Raw genomic sequence first — 25690 nt, forward strand, 5'->3', positions numbered from 1 at the left:
CGATTCAGAGACGGCGTCCGCCGTCGACGTACAGGGTTTGCCCGGTGACGAATCCAGCGTCGTCGGAGGCCAGGAACGCGACCACGTTCGCGATGTCGGCGGGGGTGCCGACGCGCCGCAACGGGGTGATCTCGGCGGTCTTCGCCTGCAAGTCCGCGGCGCTCACACCCATCCGTTCGGCGGTGGCCGCGGTCATCTCGGTGGCGATGAAGCCCGGCGCCACCGCGTTGACCCGGATACCGAACGGGCCGAGTTCCATCGCCAGCGTCCGGGTGAGTCCCTGGATACCTGCCTTGGCGGCGGCGTAGTTGGCCTGGCCGCGATTGCCGAGCGCCGACACACTCGAGGTGTTGACGATGGCCCCACTTCGGTTGTCCACCATGTGTTTCTGCGCCGCCCGGCTGCACAGGAACGCGCCGCGCAGGTGCACGGACATGACGGTGTCCCAGTCATCGACCGACATCTTGAACAGCAGGTTGTCGCGCAGCACGCCCGCGTTGTTCACCAGCACATCGAGGGACCCGAGATCGGCGAGGGTGCGGGCCACCGCGTCGGCGACCTGGGTCTCGTCGGACACATCGCAGCCGATACCGATCGCGGTGCCACCTGCGGCGTTGATCTTTCCGGCGGCCTCCATCGCGGCGGCGGGGTCGAGGTCGACCACGGCCACCGCGCAGCCGTCCTCGGCCAGGCGCGCCGCGGTCGCCGCGCCGATACCGCGCGCGGCCCCGGTCACGAAGGCAGTTCTCGAGGGCATGAGTCGTACTCCTGTGTCAGACAATGGCGTTCACGCCGGTGAGGGCGCGGCCGATGAGCAGTTTCTGGATCTGGGTCGTGCCCTCGTAGAGGGTGAGCACGCGGGCGTCGCGCAGATACTTGGCGACGGGGTATTCGTCGATGTAGCCGTACCCGCCGAACACCTGGATGGCGTTGTTCGCGGCTTTCACCGCGGCTTCGGAGGCGAACAGCTTCGCCATCGAGGCGGCGGTACCGAACGACTCACCCCGGTCGACGAGGTCGGCCGCGCGCCAGGCGAGCAAACGCGCGGCCTCGGTTTCCACCGCGATGTCGGCCAGCAGTTCCTGGACGAGTTGGTAGCCCGCGATCGGTTTGCCGAACTGCTCGCGTTCACCGGCGTAACGCACCGACGCCTCCAGGCAGGCCCGCGCCACACCCACGCACCCGGCGGCGACGCCGATGCGGCCCTTGTCCAGCGCGCCCATCGCGATACGGAAACCCTGGCCGAGTTCTCCCAACCGATTCGCGTCGGAGACACGCACGCCGTCGAGGACGAGTTCGGCGGTGGCCTGGCCACGCAGCCCGAGTTTGCCCTTGATCTCGGTCCGGCCGAAACCCGGCGCGTCGGTGGGCACGAGGAACGCGGTGATCCCCTTCGGACCCGGACCGCCGGTGCGGGCGAACACCAGGGCGATGTCGGCCCAGGTGCCGTTGGTGATGAAGATCTTGGTACCGGAGATGACCCAGTCGTCGCCCTCGCGGGTCGCCCGGGTTATCAGCCCCGCCGCGTCGGAGCCGGTGCCCGGCTCGGTCAGCGCGAAACAGCCGAGACGCTCACCCTCGCACAGCGACGGCAGGAACCGGCGCTTCTGCTCCTCGGTGCCGTAGGCCGCGATCGACTTGCCGACCAGGCCGAGCGAGACCGACACGATGCCGCGCACCGCGCTGTCACCGCGACCCAGTTCCTCGAGCAGCACGCAGTAGGCGAGCATGTCGCCGCCGGACCCACCGAATTCCTCGTCGATCCCGATGCCGAGGAACCCCATCGCCCCGAGTTTGCCCACGATCGCCGGGTCGACCGATTCCTCCCGGTCCCACCGCGTCGCATGCGGCACGACCTCCTTGTCCACCCAGCTGCGGGCGAGATCGCGCAGATCACTGTGCGCCGACGAGAGTTGGAAATCCACGGGACACTCCTGAACCAAACAGCGTTAGGTTTACTCCGGCACCGTATCCTAACGGCGTTCGGTTAATCAAGAGGTGTTCTCCGCCCGCGGTGATACGGTTCGTGTCCCGAGGAGTTTCCGCAGGAGAGGAAGGCGCATTGGCCAGGCCGCGCGTACCGCTGTTGAGCCGCGAGCGCATCCGCGAGGCCGCGCTGGCCTTGATCGACCGCGACGGCTTGGCCGAGGTCTCCATGCGCAAGCTGGCCGCCGAACTCGGTGTGCAGGCCGCCTCCCTCTACGGCCACTACCCCAACAAGGACGAGCTGCTCGATGACATCGCCGCCCGCATCATGAGCCGTGTCGACACCTCAGCCTTCGACACCGCGACCTGGGACGAGGCGCTGGCCGCCTGGGCCCGCAGCTACCGAGCCGCCCTGGCCACCCACCCCAACTTCGTGCCGTACCTCGCCGCGGGCCCCGGCCGCCGTACCGAGAATCTGCGCGCCGCCGACGCCGTCCACGGCGGCCTCGTCGGGGCAGGCTGGCCACCCCGCTACGCCACCATGATCGGCGCCGCGACCCGCTACCTGGTGATGGGCTCGACGGTCGGCTCGTTCGCCGGCGGTTTCGCCGACGATGTCCAGGTCTACCGCGACCGCTATCCCCACCTGAACCAGGCCCACCTGCTCCGCGCGATCGCCGACGAAATCGACGACGACAGCTTCGAATTGGCACTGACAGCGTTCATCGCGGGGCTACAGACCACCTATGCGACGGTTGTCGCCGACTGAGCTACGGCACTGCCCGACAGCGGTGTAGCGGCGCCGACAACCGCAGCTCCCCGCACAGCACAAAACCGGTGGCGCCTACGCGTTCGCTCCCATGCGCCACCGGTTTTGTCGGTCCCCCCGTCTGTGGGGGTTCGCCTACATCGAGGCGATCAGCCGATCGACTCGCTCGTCGACCGACCGGAACGGGTCCTTGCACAACACTGTCCGCTGCGCCTGATCGTTGAGCTTCAGATGCACCCAGTCGACAGTGAAATCGCGACCGGCCTCCTGAGCCGCGGTGATGAAGTCACCCCGCAACTTGGCCCGGGTGGTCTGCGGCGGCGTCTCGACCGCCGCGTCCACCGCCTCGTCCTCGGTGATCCGCTTCGCCAGCCCCTTACGCTGCAGCAGGTCGAACACCCCACGTCCACGCTTGATGTCGTGGTAGGCGAGGTCCAGCTGGGCGATCTTGGGATCGGACAGTTCCATGCTGTACCGGTCCTGGTACCGCTGGAACAGCTTGCGCTTGATCACCCAGTCGATCTCGGTGTCGACCTTGGCGAAGTCCTGCGCCTCGACCGCGTCGAGAGTGCGGCCCCACAGGTCGACGACCGCGTCGATCTGCGGGTCGCGGTCCCGGTTGCGCAAATGGTCCACGGCACGCGCGTAGTACTCACGCTGGATCTCGAGCGCACTGGCCTGCCGTCCGCCCGCCAGCCGCACGGGCCTGCGGCCGGTGAGGTCGTGGCTCACCTCGCGAATGGCGCGGATCGGGTTGTCGAGGGCGAAGTCGCGGAACGACACCCCGGCCTCGATCATCTCCAGCACCAGCGAGGCGGTGCCCACCTTGAGCATCGTCGTCGGTTCGGCCATGTTCGAGTCGCCGACGATCACGTGCAGGCGCCGGTACTTCTCGGCGTCGGCGTGCGGTTCGTCGCGGGTGTTGATGATCGGGCGCGACCGGGTGGTCGCCGAGGACACACCCTCCCAGATGTGCTCGGCACGCTGCGACAGGCAGAAGGTGGCCGCCTTCGGCGTCTGCAGCACCTTGCCGGCGCCGCAGATGAGCTGACGCGTCACCAGGAACGGCAACAGCACATCCGAGATCCGGGAGAACTCGCCGGCACGCACCACGAGGAAGTTCTCGTGGCAGCCGTAGGAGTTGCCCGCGGAGTCGGTGTTGTTCTTGAACAGGTAGATGTCGCCGCCGATGCCTTCTTCGGCCAACCGCTGTTCGGCGTCGATGAGCAGCTCTTCGAGCACCCGCTCACCGGCCCGGTCGTGGGTGACCAGCTGCACCAGGCTGTCGCATTCGGCCGTGGCGTACTCGGGATGCGATCCGACGTCGAGGTACAACCTGGCACCGTTGCGAAGGAAGACATTAGAGCTACGGCCCCAGGACACCACCCGGCGGAACAGGTACCGGGCCACCTCGTCGGGGGACAGCCGACGGTGACCGTGGAAGGTGCACGTCACACCGAACTCGGTCTCGATCCCCATGATTCGTCGCTGCACACTATCGACACTACAGCCATGACCAGTACCCGCGCGGCGCTCTGAGATCCCATTCGCATACGTGTTCACAACGATTCGGACAGCGAACGACCGTGTGCCCACGACGAGGTCGGGCCCGTGAACCGAGGTGGTTCACGGGCCCGATCACGATCTTCACCCAGGCGTCAGCCGTCCGAACCGTCCTCGGGTTCGGGCAGCTTCGCCTCGGTCACCTTCTTGCCGGTGGTCCCGGCCAGGGCCTGCTCGAGCGGGGCGCCCTGCAGGCGCCGGAACGCCCGGCGCGGACGTGCCTGCTCGAGCGTGGCCACCTCGAGCGACGCGACACCGAGCGAACGCTTGTCCTTGTCGGCTTCGGGCTGACCGGCCTGCAACGCGCCGATCGCCACCTTCAACGCCTCGTCCAGGGTGAGTCCCGGCTTGTAGGCGGCCTTGAGCGCGGTGACGATGGGTTCGGTGGTGCCACCCATCACGACGAACTCGCGTTCGTCGACGATCGACCCGTCGAAGGTGATCCGGTACAGCACCGAGGTCGGCGCCTGTTCCGGGTACCCGACCTCGGCCACACACAGCTCCACCTCGTAGGGCTTGAGCTGATCGGTGAAGATCGAACCCAAACTCTGGGCGTAGAGGTTGGCCAGCGAACGACCGGTGACATCGCGCCGGTCGTACTGGTACCCCTTCAGATCGGCCTGCAGGATGCCGCCGCGGCGCAGGGCCTCGAACTCGTTGTACTTACCGACCGCGGCGAACCCGATGCGGTCGTAGAGCTCGCTGATCTTGTGCAGGGTCGCCGACGGGTTCTCGGCGACGAACAGCACGCCCTTGTCGTACACCAGCACGACCACGCTGCGGCCCCGACCGATGCCCTTGCGGGCCAGTTCGGTCTTGTCCCGCATGATCTGCTCGGCGGACGCGTAGTAAGGCAGCGTCATGCGCTGGCACCCCCGTTCACTGCCGCTTCCCGGTCGGCCGCGATCGCCGCGGCGACCTCACCGAGACGTTCCTCGGTGACATCGGCCGCGCCCTCGGCGTCGATGGTCACCACCGTCGGGTAGATCCCGCGCAACGCGTCGGGCCCGCCGGTGGCACTGTCGTCGTCGGCGGCATCGACCAGCGACTCCACCGCGATCCGCAGCGCCTGGTCCGCGTCGAGTCCGCGCCGGTAGAGCTTCTTGAGCGAGGACTTCGCGAAGTTCGAGCCCGAACCGACGGCGGTGTAGCCGAACCGTTCCTCGCTGCGCGAACCGACCACGTCGTAGGACACGATCCGCCCGGCCTTGTCGGGGTCGGTGACCTGATCGTCGTAACCGACGAGCAGCGGGATCACCGCGAGTCCCTGCATGGCGGCGGGCAGGTTCTCACGCACCATCTTCGACAGCTTGTTGGCCTTGCCGTCGAAGGTGAGCGAGACCCCTTCGATCTTCTCGTAGTACTCGAGTTCCACCGCGAACAACCGCACCATCTCCACGGCGAGCCCGGCCGTACCGGCGATGCCCGCAGCCGAGAAGGTGTCGGTGATGTACACCTTCTCCATGTCGCGCGAGGCCACCAGGTTGCCCTGGGTGGCCCGGCGATCGCCCGCGATCAGCACACCGCCGCGGTAGTTGACCGCGACGATGGTCGTGCCGTGCGGCGCGAAATCCGCGCCGACGAGCTCGCTGCCGCCGAACCTGTTGGCGGGCAACAGGTCCGGCGCGTGCATGCGGAGATGTTCGGTGAACGAGGAGAGCGTCCGACCTGCGTGCAGACGCAACGGGTCACCCTGGGTCACTGGCCGCCCTTCTGCACATATGCCCGCACGAAGTCCTCGGCGTTCTCCTCGAGCACATCATCGATCTCGTCGAGCAGGTCGTCGGTTTCCTCCGCGAGCTTCTCGCGCCGCTCCTGTCCTGCCGCACCGTCGCCCTCGGGGCCCTCGTCCTCGTCGCCACCCCCGGCGCGCTTGGTCTGCTCTTGTGCCATGGCAGCCGACCTCCTCTTCCACTCAATGATCGTGCTCGTTCTTCAACCCTACCGAGCAGATCCGACAACATGGTCGATTAGCGATCGTATTGTCGCCCGGTCGTGCTGCTGATCGCCTCAGTGGGTGAGCTGTTCGACGAGATCGGCCGCCGACTCCGCCGCCTCGAGCAGCTTGCCTACGTGGGCTTTCGTACCGCGCCGCGGCTCCAGCGTCGGGATGCGGACCAGCGAATCGCCACCGAGATCGAAGATCACCGAATCCCAACTGGCGGCGGCGATATCGGCACCGAACCGGCGCAGGCACTCGCCGCGGAAGTAGGCGCGGGTGTTGGTCGGCGGGTTGGTCATGGCGTCTAGCACATCCTGCTCGCTGACCAGGCGCTTCATCGATCCGCGCGCGACCAGGCGGTTGTAGAGGCCCTTGTCCAGGCGCACATCGGAGTACTGCAGGTCCATCAGGTGCAGTTTCGGGGCGGCCCAGCCCAGGCCCTCACGGCTGCGCATGCCTTCGAGCAGGCGCAGTTTGGCCGGCCAGTCGAGCAGATTCGCGCATTCCATCGGGTCGCGCTCGAGCAGGTCGAGCACCATGGCCCAGTTCTCGACGATGTCGCGCACGCGCGGGTCGTCGTTGCCTTCGCGGTCGATGAACTTCGCGACCCGCTCGTGGTAGAGACGTTGCAGCGCAAGGCCGGTCAGTTCGCGGCCGTCGGCGAGGGCCACGGTGGCGCGCAGCGTGGGATCGTGGCTGATCTGGTGCACGGCGGTGACGGGACGGGCCAGCTGGAACTCCGAGAGGTCCTCGCCCGCCTCGATCAGGTCGAGCACCAGCGCGGTGGTGCCGACCTTGAGGTAGGTCGACATCTCGGCCAGGTTGGCGTCACCGATGATGACGTGCAGCCGCCGGTACTTGTCCGCGTCGGCGTGCGGTTCGTCGCGGGTGTTGATGATGCCGCGCTTGAGGGTGGTCTCGAGACCGACCTCGACCTCGATGTAGTCGGCGCGCTGGGACAGCTGGAAGCCCGCGTGGTCACCGGACTGGCCGATGCCGACGCGGCCGGACCCGCAGATCACCTGGCGGGAGACGAAGAACGGGGTGAGACCGGCGATGATGTGACTGAACGGCGTATCGCGGTTCATCAGGTAGTTCTCGTGGGTGCCGTAGGAGGCGCCCTTGCCGTCGACGTTGTTCTTGTACAGCTGCAGGCGCGGTGCGCCCGGCACGCTCGAGGCGTGGCGCGCGGCGGCCTCCATCACCCGTTCGCCCGCTTTGTCCCAGATGACGGCGTCGAGCGGGTCGACGACCTCGGGCGCGGAGTACTCCGGGTGGGCGTGGTCGACGTAGAGCCGGGCCCCGTTGGTGAGGATCATGTTGGCCGCGCCGACCTCGTCGGCGTCGATGACCGGGGCGGGCCCGCTCATCCGGCTGAGGTCGAAACCGCGTGCGTCACGCAGCGGGGATTCCACCTCGTAGTCCCAGCGGGTGCGCTTGGCGCGCGGCACCCCTTCGGCGGCCGCGTAGGCGAGAACGGCCTGGGTGGAGGTGAGGATCGGGTTGGCCGTCGGCTCCGTGGGGGTCGAGATGCCGTACTCGACCTCGATTCCGATGATGCGCTGCATGCTGTCGAGCCTAGGCGACGTGCCACCCCCGCACCGTCATCTCGGCCCCACGGGGTCGCCTCGGGCACCGGCACGGCTCGTCGATCGGGGTCGAGGTCCCCCGGACGGGGGACCTCCGGTGGTCCTCGCGGGCGATCCGAGCCGAGCCGTCGCTCGCGATACTCGGATCATGAGCGAGATCGTTACGCGGACCGAGACCGCGGTGCAGGCCGCGCCACGGCGGTTGCCCGCGCTGGATGTGTTGCGTGGCATCGCGATTCTGGGCACGCTCGGCACCAATGTCTGGATCTTCACCGATCCCGAGGGCCTCGTCGGTTATCTCGACGGGCTCGGTGCGGCCGCCGAGGGTGGGTGGATGTGGACCGAGCGGGTGCTGCAGCAACTCGCGCAGGGCAAGTTCCTCGGTCTGCTCACGGTGATGTTCGGGATCGGGCTGGCAATCCAGCAGGATTCCGCGCGGCGGGCGGGCAGGCGCTGGCCGGGGAAGTATCCGATCCGGGCGGCGTTGCTGTTCCTGGACGGTTTGCTGAACTTCCTGCTCGTCGCGGAATTCGACGTGCTGATGGGGTACGCGGTCACCGGCCTCGTCGTGGCCTATCTGCTGGCGACAAGCGAACGCGCGCAACGCCGTTGGGTGATCGTGGCGAGCGCCGTGCACGTGAGCATGCTCACGCTGCTCGCGGCCGCACTCGCCTTCGAACCGGACGACACGCGCGCCACCCCCTCGACGCTCGACCCGAACCCCTACGCGGACGGCTCGTTCGGAGAGCTGGTCGCCTTCCGGATCGACAACGCCCTCACCTTCCGCATCGAGACGATCTTCGTCTTCCCGATGTCGATCGCGCTGTTCCTGCTCGGTGCCCACCTGTACCGGGCGGGCGTATTCCGGGCCGAGGGCGCACGAATTCGCCGGTGGCTCATGGTGATCGGTTTCGGCGTCGCCGCGCCGGTGGACTTCGCGGTCGGTGTGTTCGGCGGTGGTGACCTGGTCCTGTTCACCCGGTACGGCACCGCGCCGTTCGTGGCGCTCGGCATCCTCGCCGCCGTGGCCGGCTACTACCTGCGCGATCCGCGCGTGGGTTTCACCGGCGCACGCCTGAGCGAGGTCGGCCGGACCGCGCTGAGCTGCTACATCCTGCAGAATCTGATCGCCGGAATCCTCTGCTACGGATGGGGCTTCGGGCTGGCGGCCCGGGTGTCCGACGGTGCGCGCGTGCCGTTCACGATCGGGATCTACCTGCTGGTGGTCGCACTCATCGCCTGCTTCGCCCACCTGTGGTTGCGGCGGTTCGAGCGCGGGCCGGTGGAGTGGCTGTGGCAGCGCACCTACACCGCGCTGGCCCGCGGCTGACGCTCAGCGCAGCCGGTCCTCGGGCGGCGGGGCCGCCTCGGGGGCGACGAGCAGGTCGGCGACGAGCGAGTCCCGTTGCAGCGGAACACCGAGGCTGCGCGCGTTGCCCTCCAGCAGCGACAGCACCGATTCGGTGAGGATGCCCTGGATCTGCTCGGCGCCGAGCACCGGTTCCGGTTCGGCCCGCCAGCCGGCGATCACCGCGTCGACCAGGCCGACCACGGCCAGCGCCATCGGCCGGGCGCGTGCCGGATCGATGCCGAAGCGGGCCAGGGTCGCGGAGAACATGTCGGCCAGCTGACCGCCCATCTCCCGGCCCGCGGGCGACAGCGTGGGGGCGCCCTCCACCTGCGGTGCGGCGTCGCTGAGGAAGCGGTGCAGGTTCGGATGGCGTTCGATCCAGCCGAGATAGGTGCGGATCACCGCGCGCACCACCTCTTTGAGCGTGCCGTCGGGGCGCAGGGTCGGCAGCAGTTCGGCGAGCAGCAGATCGAGGATGCGCCTGCGGGCCAGGGCGTCGAGTTCGGAGCGTCCGCCGACGTGGCGGTAGACCACCGGTCTCGGCAGTCCGAGATGTTCGGCGATCAGCTGCACCGAGATCTCGTTGCCGTGTTCCTCGATGACCTCGATGGCGGCATCGATCATCTCCGTGCGGCGGCGGGCCTTGTGGCCCTGCCAGCGGGTGGCGCGCCCGTCGCCTGCGGTCTGCTCGGCCTGCGCGGATGATGCGATCACAGTGCCAACGATACGCGGCACAAAACTGACCGTGACATCGCGTTCCAGCAACCGGTGACCACGGTCCGGTTCCTCGCCAGCGTAGCGCGATCACGTGCCGCTCGGAGCACGGGCCTCGATCCCTCGGCACAGTGTGGGCGCGCCGGTATGCTCGGCGGCGTGCAGGCACGGGCGATGATTCTGGCGTACGCGGTTCTCGCGTGCGTGCTGCCCGCCTTCGTGCTCATGACGACCCCCGGCGGCGAGACCGCGCGCATGCTCGCCTTCGGCGCGCTGGCGGCCGCGATGGTGTGCGCGCTGGTCGCCGTCACCAGCGGCAGGCACGTGCCCGTCCGAGTCGCGTGTGCCGGTCCGCCCCGTTCGGCGCAGCGCAGGCTGCGTGGCGCGTTCCTGCCGCAGAGCAATCCGGACGGCGCCGGTCGTCCACGTCCGCGAGCACCGGGAATCGATCACCGCTGACGGGCCCGCGCGCCTGTCGGATTCCGTGATCCCACCCCCCGCCGTGCCCTCGCACGCCTTTCGGACAGGTCGTTCCGTCATGCTCGATTTCGTGTACTTCCCCGTGTCCGCACTCCTGTGGTGCTGGCACCAACTCCTCGCCCTCGCCTTCGGCCCGGCCACCGGCTTCACCTGGATGCTCGCCGTTGTCGCACTCGTTGCCACTGTGCGCGCGCTGCTGGTCCATACCGCGGTGCGCCAAGCCAGGTCGCAAGCGGTTCTGCGCACGCTGCAACCTCACATCGACCGCATCCGCGGCACCCACAAGGACGATCCGCTCGCTCAGATGACCGAGATCCGCCAACTGCACCGCGAGCACGGCGTACGCCTGTTCGCGGGTTTCGCGCCGATGATCGCGCAGGCCTTCGTCTTCCTCGGCCTGTTCCATGTGCTGCGCTCGTTCGACCGGACCGGGGCGTTCGCCGTCGGCCCGTTCACCGCGACGAGCACACCGTTGTCGCCGGAGGTCAACGCGGCCACCGCGAACTACTTCTTCGGTGCCGACGAGGTCCGGGCCTTTCTCGATGCCCGCCTGTTCGGTGCGCCGTTGTCGGCGACGCTGTTCGGGGCCGGCGCGGCGGCGGCTGTGTTCGTGGTGGCGCTGGTGGTGATCGCCGCGCTCGCCACCCACTGCACCGCTCGCCTCACGCCCCTGGCAGCCGACAACCCGACGGCCTCGGTGATGCGGACGTTGTCGCTGTGGGTGTTCCCGGCGGGTGCGCTGGTGAGCGGGGCGATCCTGCCGATCGTGGTCCTGGTGTACTTCGCGACGAACGCCGTGTGGACCCTCTGCCAGCAATATCTCCTCCGCCGGGCCTTCATGCCCGAGGCCGCGGCGCCCGACGCGGCACCGCGACAACGAAAGGCCGGTTAGTCTCGGGCCGTGTCGCCGCATCCGGAGTCCGAACTGCTCGCCGTGTACGACGCCGAGGGCCGCGTGACGGGTACGGCCGAGCGGGGCGTCGTCTATCGGGACGGGCTCTGGCACGCCAGTGCGGGCGTCCTCGTCCGATCCCTGGACGGGACGCGCGTCTATGTGCATCGGCGCACCGACAGCAAACTCGTCTTCGCGGGGATGCACGACTGTCTGGCGGGCGGCGTGGTCGACGCGGGTGAGGACCCGGCCGACACGGCGGTCCGCGAATTGCGCGAGGAACTCGGCATCACCGTCACGCCGGGCACGCGCCTACCGCTGCGCGCCACGGCGTCCTGGGACGGTGTGTGGGCGGGCAGGCACCTGCGTTGTCATCTGTTCGGTTTCGAGTACCGCCACGACGGTCCGATCCGCCACCAGCCGTCCGAGATCGCGGACGGCTGGTGGTGGACCGAGGCCGAACTGCGGGCCGCGCTGAGCGACCCGACGTGGCCCTTCGTCCCCGATACGCGGGCCGTCCTCGACGACCTGCTCACCGGGGACGAAGGCCCCCGGGACTGAGGGTCAGGGGTGGACGACGACCGACCAGGTCTGCATGCTGAAGGGCAGGTCACAGGCGGTCTGCGAGTGGAATCCGTGGAACGCGGGCTGGCCGTAGCGTTCGTAGCTGCTGAACCAGTTCCACCACGCCCAGCAGGTGACGCGCACCTGGTGCCAGACCGGGTCCCCGCACTGCGAGAAGGCGCCGGTGGCCGCCACGGGATTCGCCGAACAGCGCCCCGGTGGGGTGGCTTGCGCCGGCGCGGCGAGCATGGTCGACGCGCCGATGAGCCCGGCGGCGGTGGTCGCGACAGCGATCTTGCGAAGCGATTTCATGTCAACCTCCACGCGCGTGGTCGGGCTGCTCGGTGATCCGCAGGCTTGGCCACGCTCGGTCCGAATAGATGTGCAGCGGACACGGTGTCGCGCTGATGTGAGCTACATCATCGGATCCGGTCGACACGTTACGCCCGTGCCCGAATAGTTATCGCCGGGCAATCGCGGGTGTTCAGTCGAGCGCGCGCAGGGATTCCTCGTCACGGGCGACGACGGCGCCGCCGTCGGCGGTGAGCACGATCGGGCGCTGGATGAGTTTCGGGTGCTCGGCCAGCGCGCTGAGCCACCGGTCCCGGTCGGCGGCGGTGCGGCCCCAGCTCGCCATGCCGAGGTCCTTGGCGATCTGCTCGCCGGTGCGGGTGATGTCCCACGGCTCCTTGCCGAGGCGGGCGAGCACGGCGCGCAACTCCTCGACGGTCGGCGGGTCGTCGAGGTAACGCCGCACGGTGTACTCCACGCCGTTTGCGTCGAGGTGCGCGGTGGCGTTCCGGCTCTTGGTGCACCGCGGGTTGTGCCAGATCTCGGTCTGTCCAGATGTCATGACCGCAGCCTAATCGCGGCCGGTGGGCGGCCCACCCGGCCTGTACGGCAGAATGGAACCTTCCTCCCCTCGAAAGGCAGCAGTGGTGACGCTCGGCATGGTCCTCGGCGACGCCGACCCGCGCATTTCGACGCGGTAGCGACCGCGGTTTCCCCTGTCGTCTCCCGTCGAAGTGCTCGTCGCGTCTCACAGCACATCGATCACCGGGAGATCCCCGTGTCCACCATCGCCTGGACCGAAGACAACCACCGCTTCCACGCCGACTGGCATTCGGAGAACGGCACGCCCGCCCCGAACACCGTCACCGTCGCCGACGACACCCTCTCGGCCGATCACGCCTTCCGCCGCATCCGCGCGGGTGAGTCGCTGCTGTGGCGCGGCGACTACCACAACGGACGCCAGCTGCTACAGGCGCTCGGTCGCCGTGCCGACCGCAGGCCGGCCAAGCAGGCGCCGACCGATCTCGGCGCCCTCTACCAGCGCGAGCGAGCTCGCAAGCGCACGCGCGCAGGCATTCTCGGCAAGGTACTCATCTGCCTCGACGCGGCCAACGAACTGGATCTGCGCCGCGCGCCCGACGTTCGGGCCGCGTGCACCGCTGCCTACGGTCGCGCCGACGGCGCCCGAATCGTCACCTTCGCCGAGCTGCTCGGCGTCCTCGGCGCGCAGCGCTGGCACGAACAGGGCATCGAGGTGCCCGCGCTCGGTGCCCGCATCCACCCCGGCTACGGGGTTTTCGCGCCGACCCGCAGCGAATACGTCGACCTGGTCGCCGACGCCCCCCTCGACCCCGAAGTCCGCACCGCCTTCGATCTCGGCACCGGCACCGGCGTGCTGGCGGTCCTGCTGGCCCAGCGCGGTGTCTCCGAGATCGTCGCCACCGACATCAATCCCCGCGCGCTGCGGTGCGCGGCCGACAATGCCCAGCGCCTCGGCTGGTCGGATCGGATCGCCGTCACCGGCCCCGCCCTGTATCCGCCCGGGCGCGCCGACCTGGTGGTGTGCAATCCCCCCTGGCTGCCCGGCGACCCCACCTCCGACCTGGAACGTGGTGTCTACGACCAGGATCAGTCGATGCTGCGGGAATTCGCGCACGGCCTGCGCGCCCATCTCACCCCGCACGGCGAGGGCTGGCTGGTGCTGTCGGACCTCGCCGAATTGCTCGGCCTGCGCCCGCCCGAGGAGATCGCCCGCCTGCTCGACGACGCGGGCCTGCACGTGATGGGCAAGCTCACCACCCGCCCACGCCACCCCCGGGCGAGCGATCGAGACGACCCGCTGGCCGCCGCCCGCACCGCCGAGACGACCACGCTGTGGCGCCTGCGGGCGCGCTGATCGGTGCATGCGGCGATACTGGGAGCCATGAGCGTCCCCTCCCAAAACCCTTACGGAACACCGACAACCACCGGTCCCGAGCCGCTGCGGCCGTATCAGAACCGGGTCAACACCTTCGTGCGCGGACTGCTGAAGGTGCCCCTGCTGTCGCGCATCGTCGGTAAGCGTCTGGCGACCCTGCATGTCACCGGACGCAAATCCGGCAAGGTCTACGACATTCCCGTGGCCTACACGGTCCACGAGGGCACCCTGCTCATCGGTACCGCGCTGCGCCCCTGGGTGAAGAACCTGCGCGGCGGGGCCGAGGTGCGGCTCACTCGCGGCGGTGCACCCGAGACCTTCACCGCCACCGTGCATTCCGACGAAGCCGCCGTGCTCGACCTGTACACCGTGATCGCCAGGGACAACAAGCAGAACGCCAAGTTCAACGGGATCGGCTACACCGCCGACGGCGAGCCGTCCAAAGCCGACATCTATCAGACGTGGCAACAGGGTGGTGTGGTCGTCCAGCTGACTCCGCGCTGATTCCTATCCCAAAGCCTGGCCCCGGGCGGGCGCGACTGGCAGGATGCGCGGTACATCGTCCGGCAGCACCCCATTTCGAGGAGACACCGCCCAGGTGAGCAGTCATTCGCAGGTTCGATCCATCGGCACTCTCCGGCGCGCGATGCTCGGCGTCGGCGTTGCCGCGGCCGCACTCGTCGCCCTCGCGCCCGCCGCGCAGACCGCGCCGCAGCAGCAGGTACTGCCCGGTTGCAGCCCGGCCGCACCGGGCCAGCCCAACGGCAAGCAGTGGCCTGCCGAGCCCGCGCTCACCATCGACCCGGCCGCCGCCTACACGGCGACTCTCGAAACCACCTGCGGCACCGTCGAACTGGAACTCGACGCCGCGGCGGCGCCGCGCACGGTGAACTCGTTCGCCTTCCTCGCCGGCGAGGGCTACTTCGACCACACCCGGTGTCACCGGCTCACCACCGAGGGCATCTTCGTCCTGCAGTGCGGCGACCCGACGGCCACCGGCCTCGGCGGACCCGGTTACAAGTTCGGCGACGAGAACCTCGCGGGCGCTGTGTACCCGGCAGGCACCGTCGCCATGGCCAACGCGGGACCGGGCACCAACGGCAGTCAGTTCTTCCTGGTCTACCGCGACAGCACGCTGCCACCCAACTACACCCCGTTCGGACGGGTGGTCTCCGGCATGGACGCGCTGACCACGATCGCGAACGGCGGCGTGGCGGGCGGCGGCTCGGACGGCACCCCGCTGGCCGAGGTCGCCCTCGACCGGGTGTCCACCGCCGCGAACTGAGCCACAACGCACGAGGGCCGCGTCTCCGACAACGGAGACGCGGCCCTTCGGCGCAACCGGGCTGGATCAGCCCGCGCTGATCGAGCTGAACAGGTTGGCGATCGTCTGCAGGATCACTTCGGTCAGGAAATCGGCGGCCGAACCGGTCATGGCAACACTCCCTCGTTACTGGTCTCCCTCACTGGGAGAGACAAGTGAAGCGTGCCCTATTCACTTATCCGCGCGCAGCGTTTCGGTGAAAAAAATCCGAACAAAACACTGAGGAGGCCGTGCTCCCGCAGCGGGAACACGGCCTGACGTCAGCCGATGGTCACAGGTACTGACCGGTATTCGACTCGGTGTCGATCGCCCGGCTGGCCGAGGCGTTCTTGCCGGTGACGAGCGTGCGGATGTAGACGATCCGCTCGCCCTTCTTGCCCGAGATCCGCGCCCAGTCGTCGGGGTTGGTGGTGTTGGGCAGGTCCTCGTTCTCGGCGAACTCGTCGACGATCGAGTCGAACAGGTGCTGGATACGCAGACCGGGGTTGCCGGTGTCGAGCACCGACTTGATCGCGTACTTCTTGGCCCGGTCGACGATGTTCTGGATCATCGCGCCGGAGTTGAAGTCCTTGAAGTACAGGACCTCCTTGTCACCGTTGGCGTAGGTGACCTCCAGGAACCGGTTGTCGTCGCTCTCGGCGTACATCCGGTCGACGACCTTCTCGATCATCGCCTCGACGCAGGCCTGCTTGTCGCCGTCGAACTCGCGCAGATCGTCCTCGTGCAGCGGCAGCGTCTCGGTGAGGTACTTGGAGAAGATGTCCTGCGCCGATTCCGCGTCGGGCCGCTCGATCTTGATCTTCACGTCCAGGCGGCCGGGCCGCAGGATCGCGGGGTCGATCATGTCCTCGCGGTTGGACGCACCGATCACGATGACGTTCTCGAGGCCCTCCACACCGTCGATCTCCGAAAGCAGCTGCGGCACAACGGTGGTCTCCACATCGGAGGACACACCCGAACCACGGGTCCGGAAGATCGAGTCCATCTCGTCGAAGAACACGATCACCGGGGTGCCCTCGGAGGCCTTCTCGCGCGCCCGCTGGAAGATGATGCGGATGTGGCGCTCGGTCTCACCGACGAACTTGTTGAGCAGCTCGGGGCCCTTGATGTTGAGGAAGAAGGACTTGGCCTCCTTGGCGTCCTCACCTCGGGCTTCGGCGATCTTCTTGGCCAGCGAGTTGGCGACGGCCTTGGCGATCAGCGTCTTACCGCAGCCGGGCGGACCGTAGAGCAGCACGCCCTTGGGCGGGCGGAGCGCGTACTCGCGGAACAGGTCCTTGTGCAGGAACGGCAGTTCCACCGCGTCGCGGATCTGCTCGATCTGTCGGCCGAGACCACCGATGTCGGTGTAGTCGACGTCGGGAACCTCTTCCAGCACAAGGTCTTCCACCTCGGCCTTGGGCACCCGCTCGAAGGCGAAGCCCGCCTTGGTGTCCACCAGCAGCGAATCACCCGGGCGCAGTTTGCGAATGGGCGAATCGGGGTCGTCGATGTCGTCGTACTCGGCGATCTTCGACAGCGGGCCCGACAGCCAGACCACGCGCTCCTCGTCGGCGTGACCCACCACGAGGGCGCGGCGGCCGTCGTCGAGAATCTCACGCAGGGTGCCGATTTCGCCGATCGCGTCGAACTTGCCCGCCTCGACGACGGTGAGCGCCTCGTTCAGGCGGACCGTCTGGCCGTACTCGAGGGTCTCGGCCTCGATATTGGGTGAGCAGGTGAGGCGCATTTTGCGACCGGAAGTGAACACGTCGACCGTTTGATCGTCGTAGGTGTGGATGACGATGCCGTAGCCGCTCGGCGGCTGACCGAGGCGATCGACTTCCTCACGCAGGGCGATCAACTGCTGGCGCGCTTCCTTGAGCGTGTCCATCAGTTTGCCGTTGCGGATGGTCAACGAATCGATTCGTGCTTCCAATTCGCGTGCGCGATCCGGCGAGTCGGCGAGTTGCCTGCGGAGAGCAGCCGCCTCGGCGCGTACCGCCTCGAGCTCTCGCCAGGCCGCCGAATCCGAATTCTCGTTGGGGCTCATGATGCTGCTCCTCCCAGTCCCGGTCTATCAACGCTACCGGGCGCGGTCCGTTCTCGCTTTCCGACATGGTTTCGTCGTGATCACATCTTGTACGGTCGGTACGACATCAAACCACCGAATACCTCCTGTTAGGCTCCCCTAAGCCCGTACGGGGCACAGGGCGGGCTACTCGCCCATCGAGCCGAAAGGTTGTTGCCGAACATGCTCCTTCCTACCCGCACGATCCGTGTCACCGTCGCTGCCGCCGCCGCGGTCCTCGCCGTCGGCCTCACCGCTTGCGGTTCCGACGATTCCTCGACGAACGCCACCAGCAGCAGTACCAGCATCTCGGCCGCTCCGTCCAGCGTTTCGGCAACTCCGGCACCCACCGGAGACAACGCGGGAGCACCGTCCGCCGATTCCCTGAAGGCCACGCTCGTCCAGTTCGCCGACCCGGGATTGTCCAGCGACGAGAAGGCGAAACTGATCGTCAATGGTGAGGCGCGCAAGGCCAACATCGACCAGATGAACGGCATGCTGGCCGGCTACACCCTGACCTTCGCGGTCGACAATGTCGCGACCAGCGGTGACAAGGCCACCGCCGACGTCACCATCACCTCGCCGCACGGCACCGCGCCCGCGTTCCCGGTGACCTGGGAGCGCGTCGACGGCACCTGGAAGCTCTCCGACGCCAGCGGCTGCCTGCTCCTCGGCTTCGCGCAGGCGCCCTGCACGCCCGCCTGACGTCCCGTTCCGGCCCGGGGACCCCGATGCATCGCCCCGGGCCGATAGGCCCGCTGCGGCCCGCTCAGTCCCGTAAGCGGCGCACGTAGAGCGTCTGCCCGGCGCGCGCGACGAGCGTCCCGTCCCGATCGAAGATCTGCGCGGTGTGCTGGGTGAGCGACTTCGCCCCGTCGGCGGTGGTCTCCCTGATCGCCGCCACCTCCTCGGTCGACAGGGTGATGTCGGTGGCGACCGTGCCGCGGCCCGGTGTGAGGAACTCGATCGACCCGGTGGTGTTCCAGATCCGGTACCCGCGCCCGAGCTGGCCGTAGGCGAGGATCGCGAAGAACGGGTCGGTCATCGAGTACAGCGTGCCGCCGAAGGCCGCCCGGTTGGGGCTGTTGCGGTTCCACCACCGGACCGTGTAGGTGACGTGCGCCGAAGTCCAGTCGGGGGCAATGCTTTTCACGCGCACGCCGCCGAACAGGTACGGCGGGAACACGTTGAACGCGGCGCGGTAGAACCGGGTCGAGGTGCCCGGGTACAAGTATCCGGCCGACGGGTCACGCACCGGCTTTTCGGACTGATCGGTCATGCATTCTCCCCCTCGTGTGCCGCCGGGCAGCGATCCGCCTCCGGCGCGCGGAATTCGGTTCGCCGGATCGTATCCGAGTAATTCCACGCATGGGGTGGGTAGTTCCGCGCTGTGGTCGGGGGCCGGTTTCTGCCATGGTTGCGGCATGAGTGTTGTGCCGAGTGCGGCTGTGGTGGCGGCGAATACGCCCGCCGATCGCGATCGGTTCCTCGATCTGCTGCGGATCTCGTCGCTGGTGGTCGTGGTGGTCGGTCACTGTCTGATGCTGACGGTGTCGGCGTCGGGCGACGACGTCCGCTTCGGCAATGTGCTCGCCGATCTGCCTGCCCTCCAGCCGCTGACCTGGCTGCTGCAGGTGCTCCCACTGTTCTTCTTCGCGGGCGTCGCGGCGGGTGCGCGCGGTATTGCCCCCGGAACATCCTGGGGCGCTTGGCTTTTCCGGCGCACGCAGCGGTTGATCCGGCCGGTCGGCTACTTCCTGGCGGCCTCGGCGGCGCTGGTATTCGTGGCGGGGCTGGTACTGGCGCCGGGCTGGCAGCGGCCGCTGGCGATCACCAGTGTGCAGCTGCTGTGGTTTCTCGGCATGTATCTGGCGGTGCTGGCCTGTACACCGCTGCTGGCCACCTGGGTGACCGGCACCGGCAGGATGTTCGCGACGATCGCGGCGATCGTGCTGGCCACCGCGATCGTCGACGCGGTGCGGCTCGGCGGTGGGCCTGCCGAAGCCGGCTTCCTGAACCTCGTCGTGTGGCTGATCCCGGCGGTGCTGGGGATCGGCTACCTGCGCGGCCTGCTGCCGCGTCGGGTCGCCGCGTCGGCGGCCGGTGTGGTCCTGCTCGTCGACGTGGCGCTGGTGGTCGCCGGGCCGTACGACACCAGCATGGTGACGGTTCCCGGGCAGCGGTTGTCGAACCTGGCGCCGCCGTCGCTGCTGCTCGCGGGGCACGCGGTGGTGCTGTGCTGCGCGGCGATCGCCGTGGCACCGTGGCTGCGGCGGGTGGCGGCGCGACCGCGCGTGTGGTGGCTGACGGTGATCGGCAATACCGGGGCGATGACGCTGTACCTGTGGCACATGCCCGCCCTGCTCACCGTGCTGGTGCTCAGCCACCTGCTGGGATTCGACCGCGGCGGCCCATTGGAGACCGGGTTCTGGCTGCTCACCGTGGGTCAGCTCACCGCGACAGCCGCCCTCACCACAGTGCTGTCCGTCGCGCTGCGTGGGCTCGAGAACACACCGCTGCGCTGGTGGGACGGTCCGGTCGCGCCGGTGCGCGGCGGGCACTCCGCCGCGGTCGTACTCACCGTCGGCGCGGCCGGCCTCGCCATCCTGCAGGCGACTCGCGGAGGCCTCACCCCGGAGGGTCTGCCCTGGTTCGCGGTCGCCGCCACGGCACTCTTCGGTGCGCGGCTGCTCACCAGGGCATGAACGGCCCACGGCTCCGGGGCGGCAACGGCGGTGTGCCCCCGCTCGGCGCGCCGACCCGCGATGCCGTGCCGATCTGTTCATCGGCTCGCCGCAGCACCCGATGCGGGGGCAGACCGGTGATCGAACTCAGCCCTTCGACGGACGACGCTGCGGCTTCGGCGTCACCGTGCCTTCGGCGAGGCGGCGCGCGCTCACCAGGAACGCGGTGTGCCCCTGCATCCGGTGTTCGGGACGCACCGCGAGCCCCACCACATGCCACCCGCGAACCATCGACTCCCAGGAGCGCGGCTCGGTCCAGCACTCCTGCTCACGCATCGCCTCGACGACCTTGGACAGCTGGGTGACGGTGGCGACATAGACGATGAGTACGCCACCGGGCACCAGCGCCTTCGACACCGCGGGCAGCGCGTCCCAGGGCGCGAGCATGTCGAGCACCACCCGGTCGACCTGCTCGCCGTCGTAGTTCGCCACGTCGGCGACGGTCAGCGACCAGTTCGGCGGGCGCTCACCGAAGAACGTCTCCACATTGCGCACGGCGTGCTCGGCGTGGTCGTCGCGGATCTCATAGGAGATCACCTGCCCCTCGGAGCCGACCGCGCGCAGCAGCGAGCAGGTGAGCGCACCGGAACCGGCGCCTGCCTCGAGCACCCGCGCACCGGGGAACACGTCGCCCTCGTGCACGATCTGGGCGGCGTCCTTCGGGTAGATGACGGTGGCGCCGCGCGGCATCGACAGCACGTAGTCGGTGAGCAGCGGGCGCAGGGCCAGGTACGGGGTGCCGTTGATCGACTTCACCACGGAGCCCTCGTCGGCGCCGATGAGGTCGTCGTGCTTGATGCCGCCGCGGTGGGTGTGGAACTCCTTGCCCTCCTCGAGCACCACCGTGTAGAGGCGCCCCTTGGCATCGGTCAGCTGCACCCGGTCCCCGATCGCGAATGGACCGGTCCGTCTGGCCGTCATGTATCTCCCGTTCTTCGAATGGAAGTCTCAAGCCTGCCAGGTGCGACGTCGCGCGCGACCGACGGGTCAGCTATTTCGCGGCAGTGAGCACGCGGTGCTGTTCGGCGGTGAGGGTGTGTGCTTCGGCTTGCGACTTCGCGGGCACCTGGGCGGCATAGCGACCGGCCGTCACCAGACACAGCCAGCTGCGGTCGTCCGTCTCTGCCCAACACGCCGACCCTGGTGCATCCGGCGCGGCGGGCGCCGCCTTCCACCCGGGGTCCGACCCGTACTCCGCGGTCTGGTCGGCGAGCAGGCTTGCGGCACCGGCGGCGTCGACGGTGCGGTAGACGATGGCTCCCTCGACGCCGACCTCGCTCACCCCGGCCTTGTCGAGTGCGGCGCGCGCAGCCTGCTGGTCATCGGCGTAGTGCGCCGCGCCCAGCCTGCCGAACGCGCCTCTGCTCGCGCCTCCTTCGCCGACGGCGACGTCGTGGATGCCCGTCGCGTCGTAGGGCACGGCCGCCAGATCGGCGACCCGGGTCGCCTTGAACGAATCCAGCTGGGGTAGTTGATGTTCCAGTGCCGTGCGGACGATCTTCTCGACCTCGGCCAAGCCGCCCTTGCGCACCTTGGTGAACACCACGTACTCGCGATGGGGGGTGAAAGCCATGGCTTCGAGCCGGTTCCGATTCTCCATGGTGACCACCCGGCTGTCCGGCGCGGTAGGCAAGTCGGTGACCACCCAGTCGTCCGTTTGCAGCATGCCGCGCTGGGTGGTCGCCGCGGTGGCGAGGTCGTCGGCCGCCGCCGTCGCCGACGCGGCGTCGGGGAAACGCATCACGCCGTGGGTGAGCCACTCGGTGTCGGCGATCGCCGCCGCCTCGGTGAAACGCGACGCGACGAAGCCGGTGATCAGTCCGTTGGCGGTCGCCGCCGCGCTCACGGCGGTGTTGTGCCCGGTCATGATGGTGAGCATGGCGTCGGTGAGGATGCCGAGCTGGCCGCTGCGCACGAACACCGGGTCGATCTCGGAGCCGGGAGTCAAGGCGTCGGCCATCCGGGCGCCCTCGGCGAGCTTGCCTGTGCGCAGATCCTGCCCGGTGGTGGTGCTGGTCACCGGTGCACTGGTCGACGCCGGTGCGGCGGTGGCCACGGGTGGCAGTTCTTCCTGACACGCACTGAGCATGATCATCGCGGCCACGGCCGCCCCCACCCGGATCGTTCGCATTCGGCGATCTTGACAGACACCGCCCCGATGGACGAATCGTGAACCTGTCGGTAGGTGCCGTTACCGTGGCGAACATGTCAGTGCCCCTGTCCGCGTCGATCGCCGACGAGACCTCCGCCGAACCGGTCACCCGGTCACGTCCGGCGTTGTCCCCTTCGCGCGCAGCCGATTTCAAGCAGTGCCCGTTGAAGTACCGGTTGCGGGCGATCGATCGGGTGCCGGAACCACCCACGCGCGCGGCCGTACGCGGCACGGTGGTGCACGCGGTGCTCGAGGACCTGTTCGGGTTACCCGCGGCCGAGCGTGGGCCTGACCGGGCGGCCGAGCTGGTTCCCGGCGCGTGGGAGCGGGTGCGGGCGGGTCGGGAGGGGCTCGACGAGCTGGTGGCGGCTGGTGGTCCGGAGGCGCTGTTCGAGGAGGTGCGCCGCCTGGTCGCCGGATACTACGAGCTCGAGGACCCCACCCGTTTCGACCCGGACGGTCTGGAGGAGCGAGTCGAGGTCGACCTCGACGGTGAGATCCCGTTGCGTGGGTTCGTCGACCGCATAGACGTGGCGCCCAACGGTCTGCTGCGCGTGGTCGACTACAAGACCGGCCGCGCGCCCGGTCCCCAGCACGAGGCCCGCGCCCTGTTCCAGCTCAAGTTCTACGCCCTGGTCATCCTGCGCACCCGCGGCATCCTCCCCGCACAGCTGCGCCTGATCTACCTAGCCGACAAGGTGCTGCTCACCTACACCCCCGACCGCGAAGAACTCGACCGCTTCGCCCGCATCCTCACCGCCCTGTGGCAAGCCATCCTCGACGCGGGCCGCACGGGCGACTTCCCACCCCAACGCAATTCGATGTGCCGCTACTGCGACTTCCACGCCCTGTGCCCGGAATTCGGCGGCACCCCACCCCCCTACCCAGGCTGGCCCACCCGAGACGCCACCACCACCGACATCGACCTCGGCCTTCCCCTGGTCCGCACCCCCGAAGACGTCTGAGCCTGCCCGACGATCGCGCCACCGAAGATCCTCGAGCCCACTTTCGTCTCTGGCCCGACGGCACAGTTGGTTGGCTCAGGTTACGGTTCGGCCGAATTCAGCGCAGGCGGCGTTCCTCTTCTTCTTCCAGTCTGCGGCGTTCTTCCTCGCGCTCGACCTGTTCCTTTTCGATCTTCTCTTCGTGTTCGTTCTTGTTCGACATTGTTCGCCCCGATCCGTCGTCGTCCGGACAAAGCACCAGTTCAGCCTACGCGCCAAGATGTTGCCCGTCAGGAAGCCGCTCGGTTCCAGCGGACGCGCAGGGCGGTGGGGCCGCGGAGCGCGGTGCCCACCTGGCTGGTCACGGTGGCGTCCACGGCCGCCGCCGCATCGGCCAGCCGCAGATCGAGGAGGCGGGTGAGCAGAGCGGTGAGGGCGGTGCGGAGTTCGGCCAGCGCCAGCCAGCTGCCGAGGCAACTGTGTGGGCCCTGCCCGAAGGAGAGCATGGTGGTGGCGCGGCGGGTGATGTCGAACTCGTGTGGCGCCGGGTATTTCGCCGGGTCGCGGTGAGCCGCGTTGACGGCGAACAACATCGGGGTCAACGCGGGAATGTCGAGACCTTGCCAGTGGGTGTCCCTCGGGCAAGCTCGTGGCAGCAGCCCGACAGGTGGTTCCCAGCGCAACCCCTCCCAGATCGCCCACTCGGCCTGTTCCTCCGGGTCGGCCGTCACCAGGGCGAGCTGGTCCGGGTGAGTCAGCAAGGCGGACAACGTATTTCCCAGAGCCAGCATGGTGGTGTCGGCGCCCGCCGGGAACAACAGCCGCAGGAACGCGAGTATCTGATCGTCGGACAGGGTGGTTCCCTCGACGCTCTCGGTGACCAGCTTCGAGATCAGGTCCTCACCGGGCTCCTCGCGCCGTGCGGCGATGATCGGCAGCACATGGTCGGCGAACTCGCGCGAAGCCTGGTGTGCGGCAGCGGGATCCAGTGGGAAGTAGAACAGGTCGTGCGCCCAGCGCAACACCGTCGCCTCGTCGCCGACGGGCAGACCGAGCAATCTGCTGATCACGAGAACCGGGTAGCGCGTGGTGAATTCGGCCACCAGGTCGGCGGCGCCGAGATGAGCGAAGCGGTCGATCACCTCGTGGGCGACCGGCGCGAGGAGCGGTTCGATCCAGCCGCTCACCAGGCTGCGGCGGAACGGTGGGGCGACGATGGCCCGGTTCACGCGGTGTTCGTCGCCGGTCATGCACTGCAAGGTGCGGCCGAGCACCGGCTCGGTGGTGAGCGAGTACACCGCCTGGGCCGGGAAGGTCTCCTCGTCCTTGAAGGCCGCCGACACCAGGTCATGGGTGAGCAGCAGCACCGCACGCGTCCCCGCGAAGGGGACGATCGCGTACGGCCTGCGGGCGCGCAGGTCGGCCAGCACACGGTGCAGGTCGGGCGTGTCCTGGAAGGCGAAGTCGATGTCGGTGATGTCGAGGTGGTCCAGGAGCGACGAGTTCGGCATAACATTCCTCCGGACACGAATATTCGTGTCGTCGAATCGGATTTTCGGCACGCGGACGGTAGACGACCGCGTCGGGAAGAACAAGAGGGAATGCGTGAGCACGTCACCACCGACCGATCGGGTCGTCTCCGTCGTCGAACTGCTCGCCGCCGAGGCGCCGCTCACCGCCGCGAGCGTCGCCGACCGGCTCGCACTGAGCCGCTCGACGGTCGCCGCCATCCTCACCACATTGGAGTCGCGTGGCTGGGCGCAGCGTTCTCGTGACCTGACCTACCGGCTCGGGCCCACGTTCCCCACCGCACACCGGGCAGCCGCACCCGCGGGCGCGGACGCCGCGTTGCGCGAGCTGGCCCGCCGGGTGGGGTGCGGTGCCGCGCTGTCGGTGGTCTCGTCGACCTCGATGACGTTCGTCGGCCTGGCAGCCCATCACGGCCGGGTGCCCGCCGGGATCGAGGTCGGTGCCCGCGTGCCGCTGCGCGCTCCCGCGGGCGCGAGTGTCATCGCGTTCTGCCCGCCGCAACGGCAGCACGCGTGGCTGGCCACCGCCGACCCCGGCCGACGCGACGAACTGACCACCGCGCTGGCCGAGATCCGCTCCGCCGGCCTGGTGGTCTGGGGCATCGACCCCGCCGACCTCGCCACCCTCGATGTCCTCGCCGAAGTAGCGGGCCACCTGGCACATTCACCGGCTTCCGGACCACTACGCCGTCGTGTCCTCGGCCTGCTCGGCGACCTCAGCGGCTACCCCCACACCGCCGCCGACCTCGCCGCCGCGGCACCGTTACCCATCGCCTACCTCGCGGCACCGGTGTTCGACCGCGACGAGGTTCCGCGCTGGGAGCTGCAGATCGGGCCCCTGCATCCGGCCGTCTCCCTTGGCGACCGCGAGCTGTACCGCACAGAACTCCTCGCCTGCGCCCAGAAGCTCGGCGCCGCGACCTGACCGCTCAGAGCACCTGGGCGCGC

27 protein-coding genes are annotated in these 25690 nt (G+C 68.7%); 12 read left to right on the forward strand and 15 right to left on the reverse strand.

Annotated features, from left to right (window positions below):
• Positions 1–4 precede the first annotated feature (4 nt).
• Positions 5–757: a 3-oxoacyl-ACP reductase FabG gene (gene fabG / locus NCO8_RS01345; RefSeq protein WP_067635709.1), complete on the reverse strand. Its 753-nt coding sequence runs from the start codon at positions 755–757 to the stop codon at positions 5–7.
• Between the two features lie 16 nt (positions 758–773).
• Positions 774–1925, reverse strand: a complete 1152-nt coding sequence (locus tag NCO8_RS01350; protein WP_067635711.1) for an acyl-CoA dehydrogenase family protein — start codon at positions 1923–1925, stop codon at positions 774–776.
• 137 nt (positions 1926–2062) lie between these two features.
• Between NCO8_RS01350 and NCO8_RS01355 the strand changes: the two genes are divergently transcribed.
• Entirely contained in the window at positions 2063–2695 is a 633-nt protein-coding gene (locus tag NCO8_RS01355) for a TetR/AcrR family transcriptional regulator (protein WP_067635713.1), read from the forward strand.
• 135 nt (positions 2696–2830) lie between these two features.
• Here NCO8_RS01355 and pafA read toward each other — a convergent pair whose 3' ends face one another.
• From pafA to dop, 5 genes are all read right to left on the reverse strand, one after another.
• Positions 2831–4189, reverse strand: coding sequence for a Pup--protein ligase (gene pafA / locus NCO8_RS01360; protein WP_181696425.1), 1359 nt, complete (start codon positions 4187–4189; stop codon positions 2831–2833).
• A gap of 164 nt (positions 4190–4353) precedes the next feature.
• Positions 4354–5121, reverse strand: a complete 768-nt coding sequence (prcA, locus tag NCO8_RS01365) for a proteasome subunit alpha (RefSeq protein ID WP_067492092.1) — start codon at positions 5119–5121, stop codon at positions 4354–4356.
• Positions 5118–5891, reverse strand: coding sequence for a proteasome subunit beta (gene prcB, locus NCO8_RS01370; RefSeq protein ID WP_084456337.1), 774 nt, complete (start codon positions 5889–5891; stop codon positions 5118–5120). Before prcB ends, prcA begins: the two co-directional genes overlap by 4 nt.
• A 65-nt stretch (positions 5892–5956) precedes the next feature.
• The gene (locus tag NCO8_RS01375) at positions 5957–6151 is read right to left on the reverse strand and encodes a ubiquitin-like protein Pup (RefSeq protein WP_067492090.1); all 195 of its coding nucleotides are present in this window, start codon (positions 6149–6151) and stop codon (positions 5957–5959) included.
• Positions 6152–6268: 117 nt separating this feature from the next.
• Entirely contained in the window at positions 6269–7768 is a 1500-nt protein-coding gene (gene dop / locus NCO8_RS01380) for a depupylase/deamidase Dop (protein WP_067635717.1), read from the reverse strand.
• A gap of 169 nt (positions 7769–7937) precedes the next feature.
• Here dop and NCO8_RS01385 point away from each other — a divergent pair, with 169 nt between their 5' ends.
• Positions 7938–9119, forward strand: coding sequence for a DUF418 domain-containing protein (locus NCO8_RS01385; RefSeq protein ID WP_067635762.1), 1182 nt, complete (start codon positions 7938–7940; stop codon positions 9117–9119).
• Positions 9120–9122: 3 nt separating this feature from the next.
• On the opposite strand, the gene NCO8_RS01390 is transcribed toward NCO8_RS01385, so the two are convergent.
• Positions 9123–9854, reverse strand: coding sequence for a TetR/AcrR family transcriptional regulator (locus NCO8_RS01390; RefSeq protein ID WP_225282381.1), 732 nt, complete (start codon positions 9852–9854; stop codon positions 9123–9125).
• A gap of 159 nt (positions 9855–10013) precedes the next feature.
• Between NCO8_RS01390 and NCO8_RS01395 the strand changes: the two genes are divergently transcribed.
• The 3 genes from NCO8_RS01395 (at position 10014) to NCO8_RS01405 (ending at position 11787) form a co-directional block, all read left to right on the forward strand.
• Entirely contained in the window at positions 10014–10313 is a 300-nt protein-coding gene (locus NCO8_RS01395; protein ID WP_245655195.1) for a DUF6412 domain-containing protein, read from the forward strand.
• Positions 10314–10392: 79 nt separating this feature from the next.
• Positions 10393–11226 carry a membrane protein insertase YidC gene (gene yidC, locus NCO8_RS01400; protein WP_067635721.1) on the forward strand — a complete coding sequence of 278 codons (834 nt, stop codon included), beginning with the start codon at positions 10393–10395 and terminating at the stop codon, positions 11224–11226.
• A 9-nt stretch (positions 11227–11235) separates the two neighbouring features.
• Positions 11236–11787, forward strand: coding sequence for an NUDIX hydrolase (locus NCO8_RS01405; protein ID WP_067635723.1), 552 nt, complete (start codon positions 11236–11238; stop codon positions 11785–11787).
• Between the two features lie 3 nt (positions 11788–11790).
• Here NCO8_RS01405 and NCO8_RS01410 read toward each other — a convergent pair whose 3' ends face one another.
• Positions 11791–12102 (reverse strand): hypothetical protein, encoded by a 312-nt coding sequence (locus NCO8_RS01410; RefSeq protein WP_067492085.1) that lies wholly within the window; start codon positions 12100–12102, stop codon positions 11791–11793.
• Positions 12103–12274: 172 nt separating this feature from the next.
• The gene (locus NCO8_RS01415) at positions 12275–12643 is read right to left on the reverse strand and encodes an arsenate reductase family protein (RefSeq protein WP_067635725.1); all 369 of its coding nucleotides are present in this window, start codon (positions 12641–12643) and stop codon (positions 12275–12277) included.
• Positions 12644–12859: 216 nt separating this feature from the next.
• On the opposite strand from NCO8_RS01415, the gene NCO8_RS01420 reads away from it, so the two are divergent.
• The 3 genes from NCO8_RS01420 to NCO8_RS01430 all read left to right on the forward strand — a co-directional run bounded on the left by NCO8_RS01420 (position 12860) and on the right by NCO8_RS01430 (position 15284).
• Positions 12860–13978 carry a 50S ribosomal protein L11 methyltransferase gene (locus NCO8_RS01420; RefSeq protein ID WP_067635727.1) on the forward strand — a complete coding sequence of 373 codons (1119 nt, stop codon included), beginning with the start codon at positions 12860–12862 and terminating at the stop codon, positions 13976–13978.
• 27 nt (positions 13979–14005) lie between these two features.
• Positions 14006–14503, forward strand: a complete 498-nt coding sequence (locus tag NCO8_RS01425; protein WP_067635730.1) for a nitroreductase/quinone reductase family protein — start codon at positions 14006–14008, stop codon at positions 14501–14503.
• A 94-nt stretch (positions 14504–14597) separates the two neighbouring features.
• On the forward strand, positions 14598–15284 hold the full coding sequence (locus NCO8_RS01430) for a peptidylprolyl isomerase (RefSeq protein ID WP_084456316.1): 687 nt from the start codon (positions 14598–14600) through the stop codon (positions 15282–15284).
• Between the two features lie 310 nt (positions 15285–15594).
• Here the strand turns inward: NCO8_RS01430 and arc are convergent, their stop codons facing one another.
• Positions 15595–17355, reverse strand: coding sequence for a proteasome ATPase (gene arc / locus NCO8_RS01435; RefSeq protein ID WP_067492080.1), 1761 nt, complete (start codon positions 17353–17355; stop codon positions 15595–15597).
• Positions 17356–17556: 201 nt separating this feature from the next.
• On the opposite strand from arc, the gene NCO8_RS01440 reads away from it, so the two are divergent.
• Positions 17557–18078, forward strand: coding sequence for a WKL family lipoprotein (locus tag NCO8_RS01440; protein WP_067635734.1), 522 nt, complete (start codon positions 17557–17559; stop codon positions 18076–18078).
• Positions 18079–18142: 64 nt separating this feature from the next.
• On the opposite strand, the gene NCO8_RS01445 is transcribed toward NCO8_RS01440, so the two are convergent.
• Positions 18143–18652: a DUF4442 domain-containing protein gene (locus tag NCO8_RS01445; protein WP_167353231.1), complete on the reverse strand. Its 510-nt coding sequence runs from the start codon at positions 18650–18652 to the stop codon at positions 18143–18145.
• Between the two features lie 145 nt (positions 18653–18797).
• On the opposite strand from NCO8_RS01445, the gene NCO8_RS01450 reads away from it, so the two are divergent.
• The gene (locus NCO8_RS01450) at positions 18798–20078 is read left to right on the forward strand and encodes an acyltransferase family protein (protein WP_067635736.1); all 1281 of its coding nucleotides are present in this window, start codon (positions 18798–18800) and stop codon (positions 20076–20078) included.
• A 126-nt stretch (positions 20079–20204) separates the two neighbouring features.
• Here NCO8_RS01450 and NCO8_RS01455 read toward each other — a convergent pair whose 3' ends face one another.
• Positions 20205–21038, reverse strand: coding sequence for a tRNA (adenine-N1)-methyltransferase (locus tag NCO8_RS01455; protein WP_067635738.1), 834 nt, complete (start codon positions 21036–21038; stop codon positions 20205–20207).
• Between the two features lie 70 nt (positions 21039–21108).
• A complete protein-coding gene (locus tag NCO8_RS01460; RefSeq protein WP_067635740.1) occupies positions 21109–22248 on the reverse strand; it encodes a DUF7373 family lipoprotein in 1140 nt (379 codons plus the stop codon).
• A gap of 74 nt (positions 22249–22322) precedes the next feature.
• On the opposite strand from NCO8_RS01460, the gene NCO8_RS01465 reads away from it, so the two are divergent.
• Positions 22323–23234 carry a RecB family exonuclease gene (locus NCO8_RS01465; RefSeq protein ID WP_084456347.1) on the forward strand — a complete coding sequence of 304 codons (912 nt, stop codon included), beginning with the start codon at positions 22323–22325 and terminating at the stop codon, positions 23232–23234.
• A 269-nt stretch (positions 23235–23503) separates the two neighbouring features.
• Here the strand turns inward: NCO8_RS01465 and NCO8_RS01470 are convergent, their stop codons facing one another.
• Positions 23504–24724 carry a cytochrome P450 gene (locus NCO8_RS01470; RefSeq protein ID WP_067635742.1) on the reverse strand — a complete coding sequence of 407 codons (1221 nt, stop codon included), beginning with the start codon at positions 24722–24724 and terminating at the stop codon, positions 23504–23506.
• Positions 24725–24818: 94 nt separating this feature from the next.
• Between NCO8_RS01470 and NCO8_RS01475 the strand changes: the two genes are divergently transcribed.
• Positions 24819–25667: a helix-turn-helix domain-containing protein gene (locus tag NCO8_RS01475; RefSeq protein WP_167353232.1), complete on the forward strand. Its 849-nt coding sequence runs from the start codon at positions 24819–24821 to the stop codon at positions 25665–25667.
• The last annotated feature ends 23 nt before the right edge of the window (positions 25668–25690 follow it).

The organism is Nocardia coubleae NBRC 108252 (assembly GCF_001612805.1).
GTDB lineage: Bacteria > Actinomycetota > Actinomycetes > Mycobacteriales > Mycobacteriaceae > Nocardia > Nocardia coubleae.

Excerpts from the sequence above, each read along its gene's own strand:
- fabG (WP_067635709.1), bottom strand. The coding sequence starts at position 757 with ATGCCCTCGAGAACTGCCTTCGTGACCGGGGCCGCGCGCGGTATCGGC.
- prcA (WP_067492092.1), bottom strand. The coding sequence starts at position 5,121 with ATGACGCTGCCTTACTACGCGTCCGCCGAGCAGATCATGCGGGACAAG.
- prcB (WP_084456337.1), bottom strand. The coding sequence starts at position 5,891 with ATGCACGCGCCGGACCTGTTGCCCGCCAACAGGTTCGGCGGCAGCGAG.
- NCO8_RS01375 (WP_067492090.1), bottom strand. The coding sequence starts at position 6,151 with ATGGCACAAGAGCAGACCAAGCGCGCCGGGGGTGGCGACGAGGACGAG.
- dop (WP_067635717.1), bottom strand. The coding sequence starts at position 7,768 with ATGCAGCGCATCATCGGAATCGAGGTCGAGTACGGCATCTCGACCCCC.
- NCO8_RS01385 (WP_067635762.1), top strand. The coding sequence starts at position 7,938 with ATGAGCGAGATCGTTACGCGGACCGAGACCGCGGTGCAGGCCGCGCCA.
- yidC (WP_067635721.1), top strand. The coding sequence starts at position 10,393 with ATGCTCGATTTCGTGTACTTCCCCGTGTCCGCACTCCTGTGGTGCTGG.
- NCO8_RS01410 (WP_067492085.1), bottom strand. The coding sequence starts at position 12,102 with ATGAAATCGCTTCGCAAGATCGCTGTCGCGACCACCGCCGCCGGGCTC.
- NCO8_RS01415 (WP_067635725.1), bottom strand. The coding sequence starts at position 12,643 with ATGACATCTGGACAGACCGAGATCTGGCACAACCCGCGGTGCACCAAG.
- NCO8_RS01425 (WP_067635730.1), top strand. The coding sequence starts at position 14,006 with ATGAGCGTCCCCTCCCAAAACCCTTACGGAACACCGACAACCACCGGT.
- arc (WP_067492080.1), bottom strand. The coding sequence starts at position 17,355 with ATGAGCCCCAACGAGAATTCGGATTCGGCGGCCTGGCGAGAGCTCGAG.
- NCO8_RS01440 (WP_067635734.1), top strand. The coding sequence starts at position 17,557 with ATGCTCCTTCCTACCCGCACGATCCGTGTCACCGTCGCTGCCGCCGCC.
- NCO8_RS01445 (WP_167353231.1), bottom strand. The coding sequence starts at position 18,652 with ATGACCGATCAGTCCGAAAAGCCGGTGCGTGACCCGTCGGCCGGATAC.
- NCO8_RS01450 (WP_067635736.1), top strand. The coding sequence starts at position 18,798 with ATGAGTGTTGTGCCGAGTGCGGCTGTGGTGGCGGCGAATACGCCCGCC.
- NCO8_RS01455 (WP_067635738.1), bottom strand. The coding sequence starts at position 21,038 with ATGACGGCCAGACGGACCGGTCCATTCGCGATCGGGGACCGGGTGCAG.
- NCO8_RS01460 (WP_067635740.1), bottom strand. The coding sequence starts at position 22,248 with ATGCGAACGATCCGGGTGGGGGCGGCCGTGGCCGCGATGATCATGCTC.
- NCO8_RS01465 (WP_084456347.1), top strand. The coding sequence starts at position 22,323 with ATGTCAGTGCCCCTGTCCGCGTCGATCGCCGACGAGACCTCCGCCGAA.
- NCO8_RS01470 (WP_067635742.1), bottom strand. The coding sequence starts at position 24,724 with ATGCCGAACTCGTCGCTCCTGGACCACCTCGACATCACCGACATCGAC.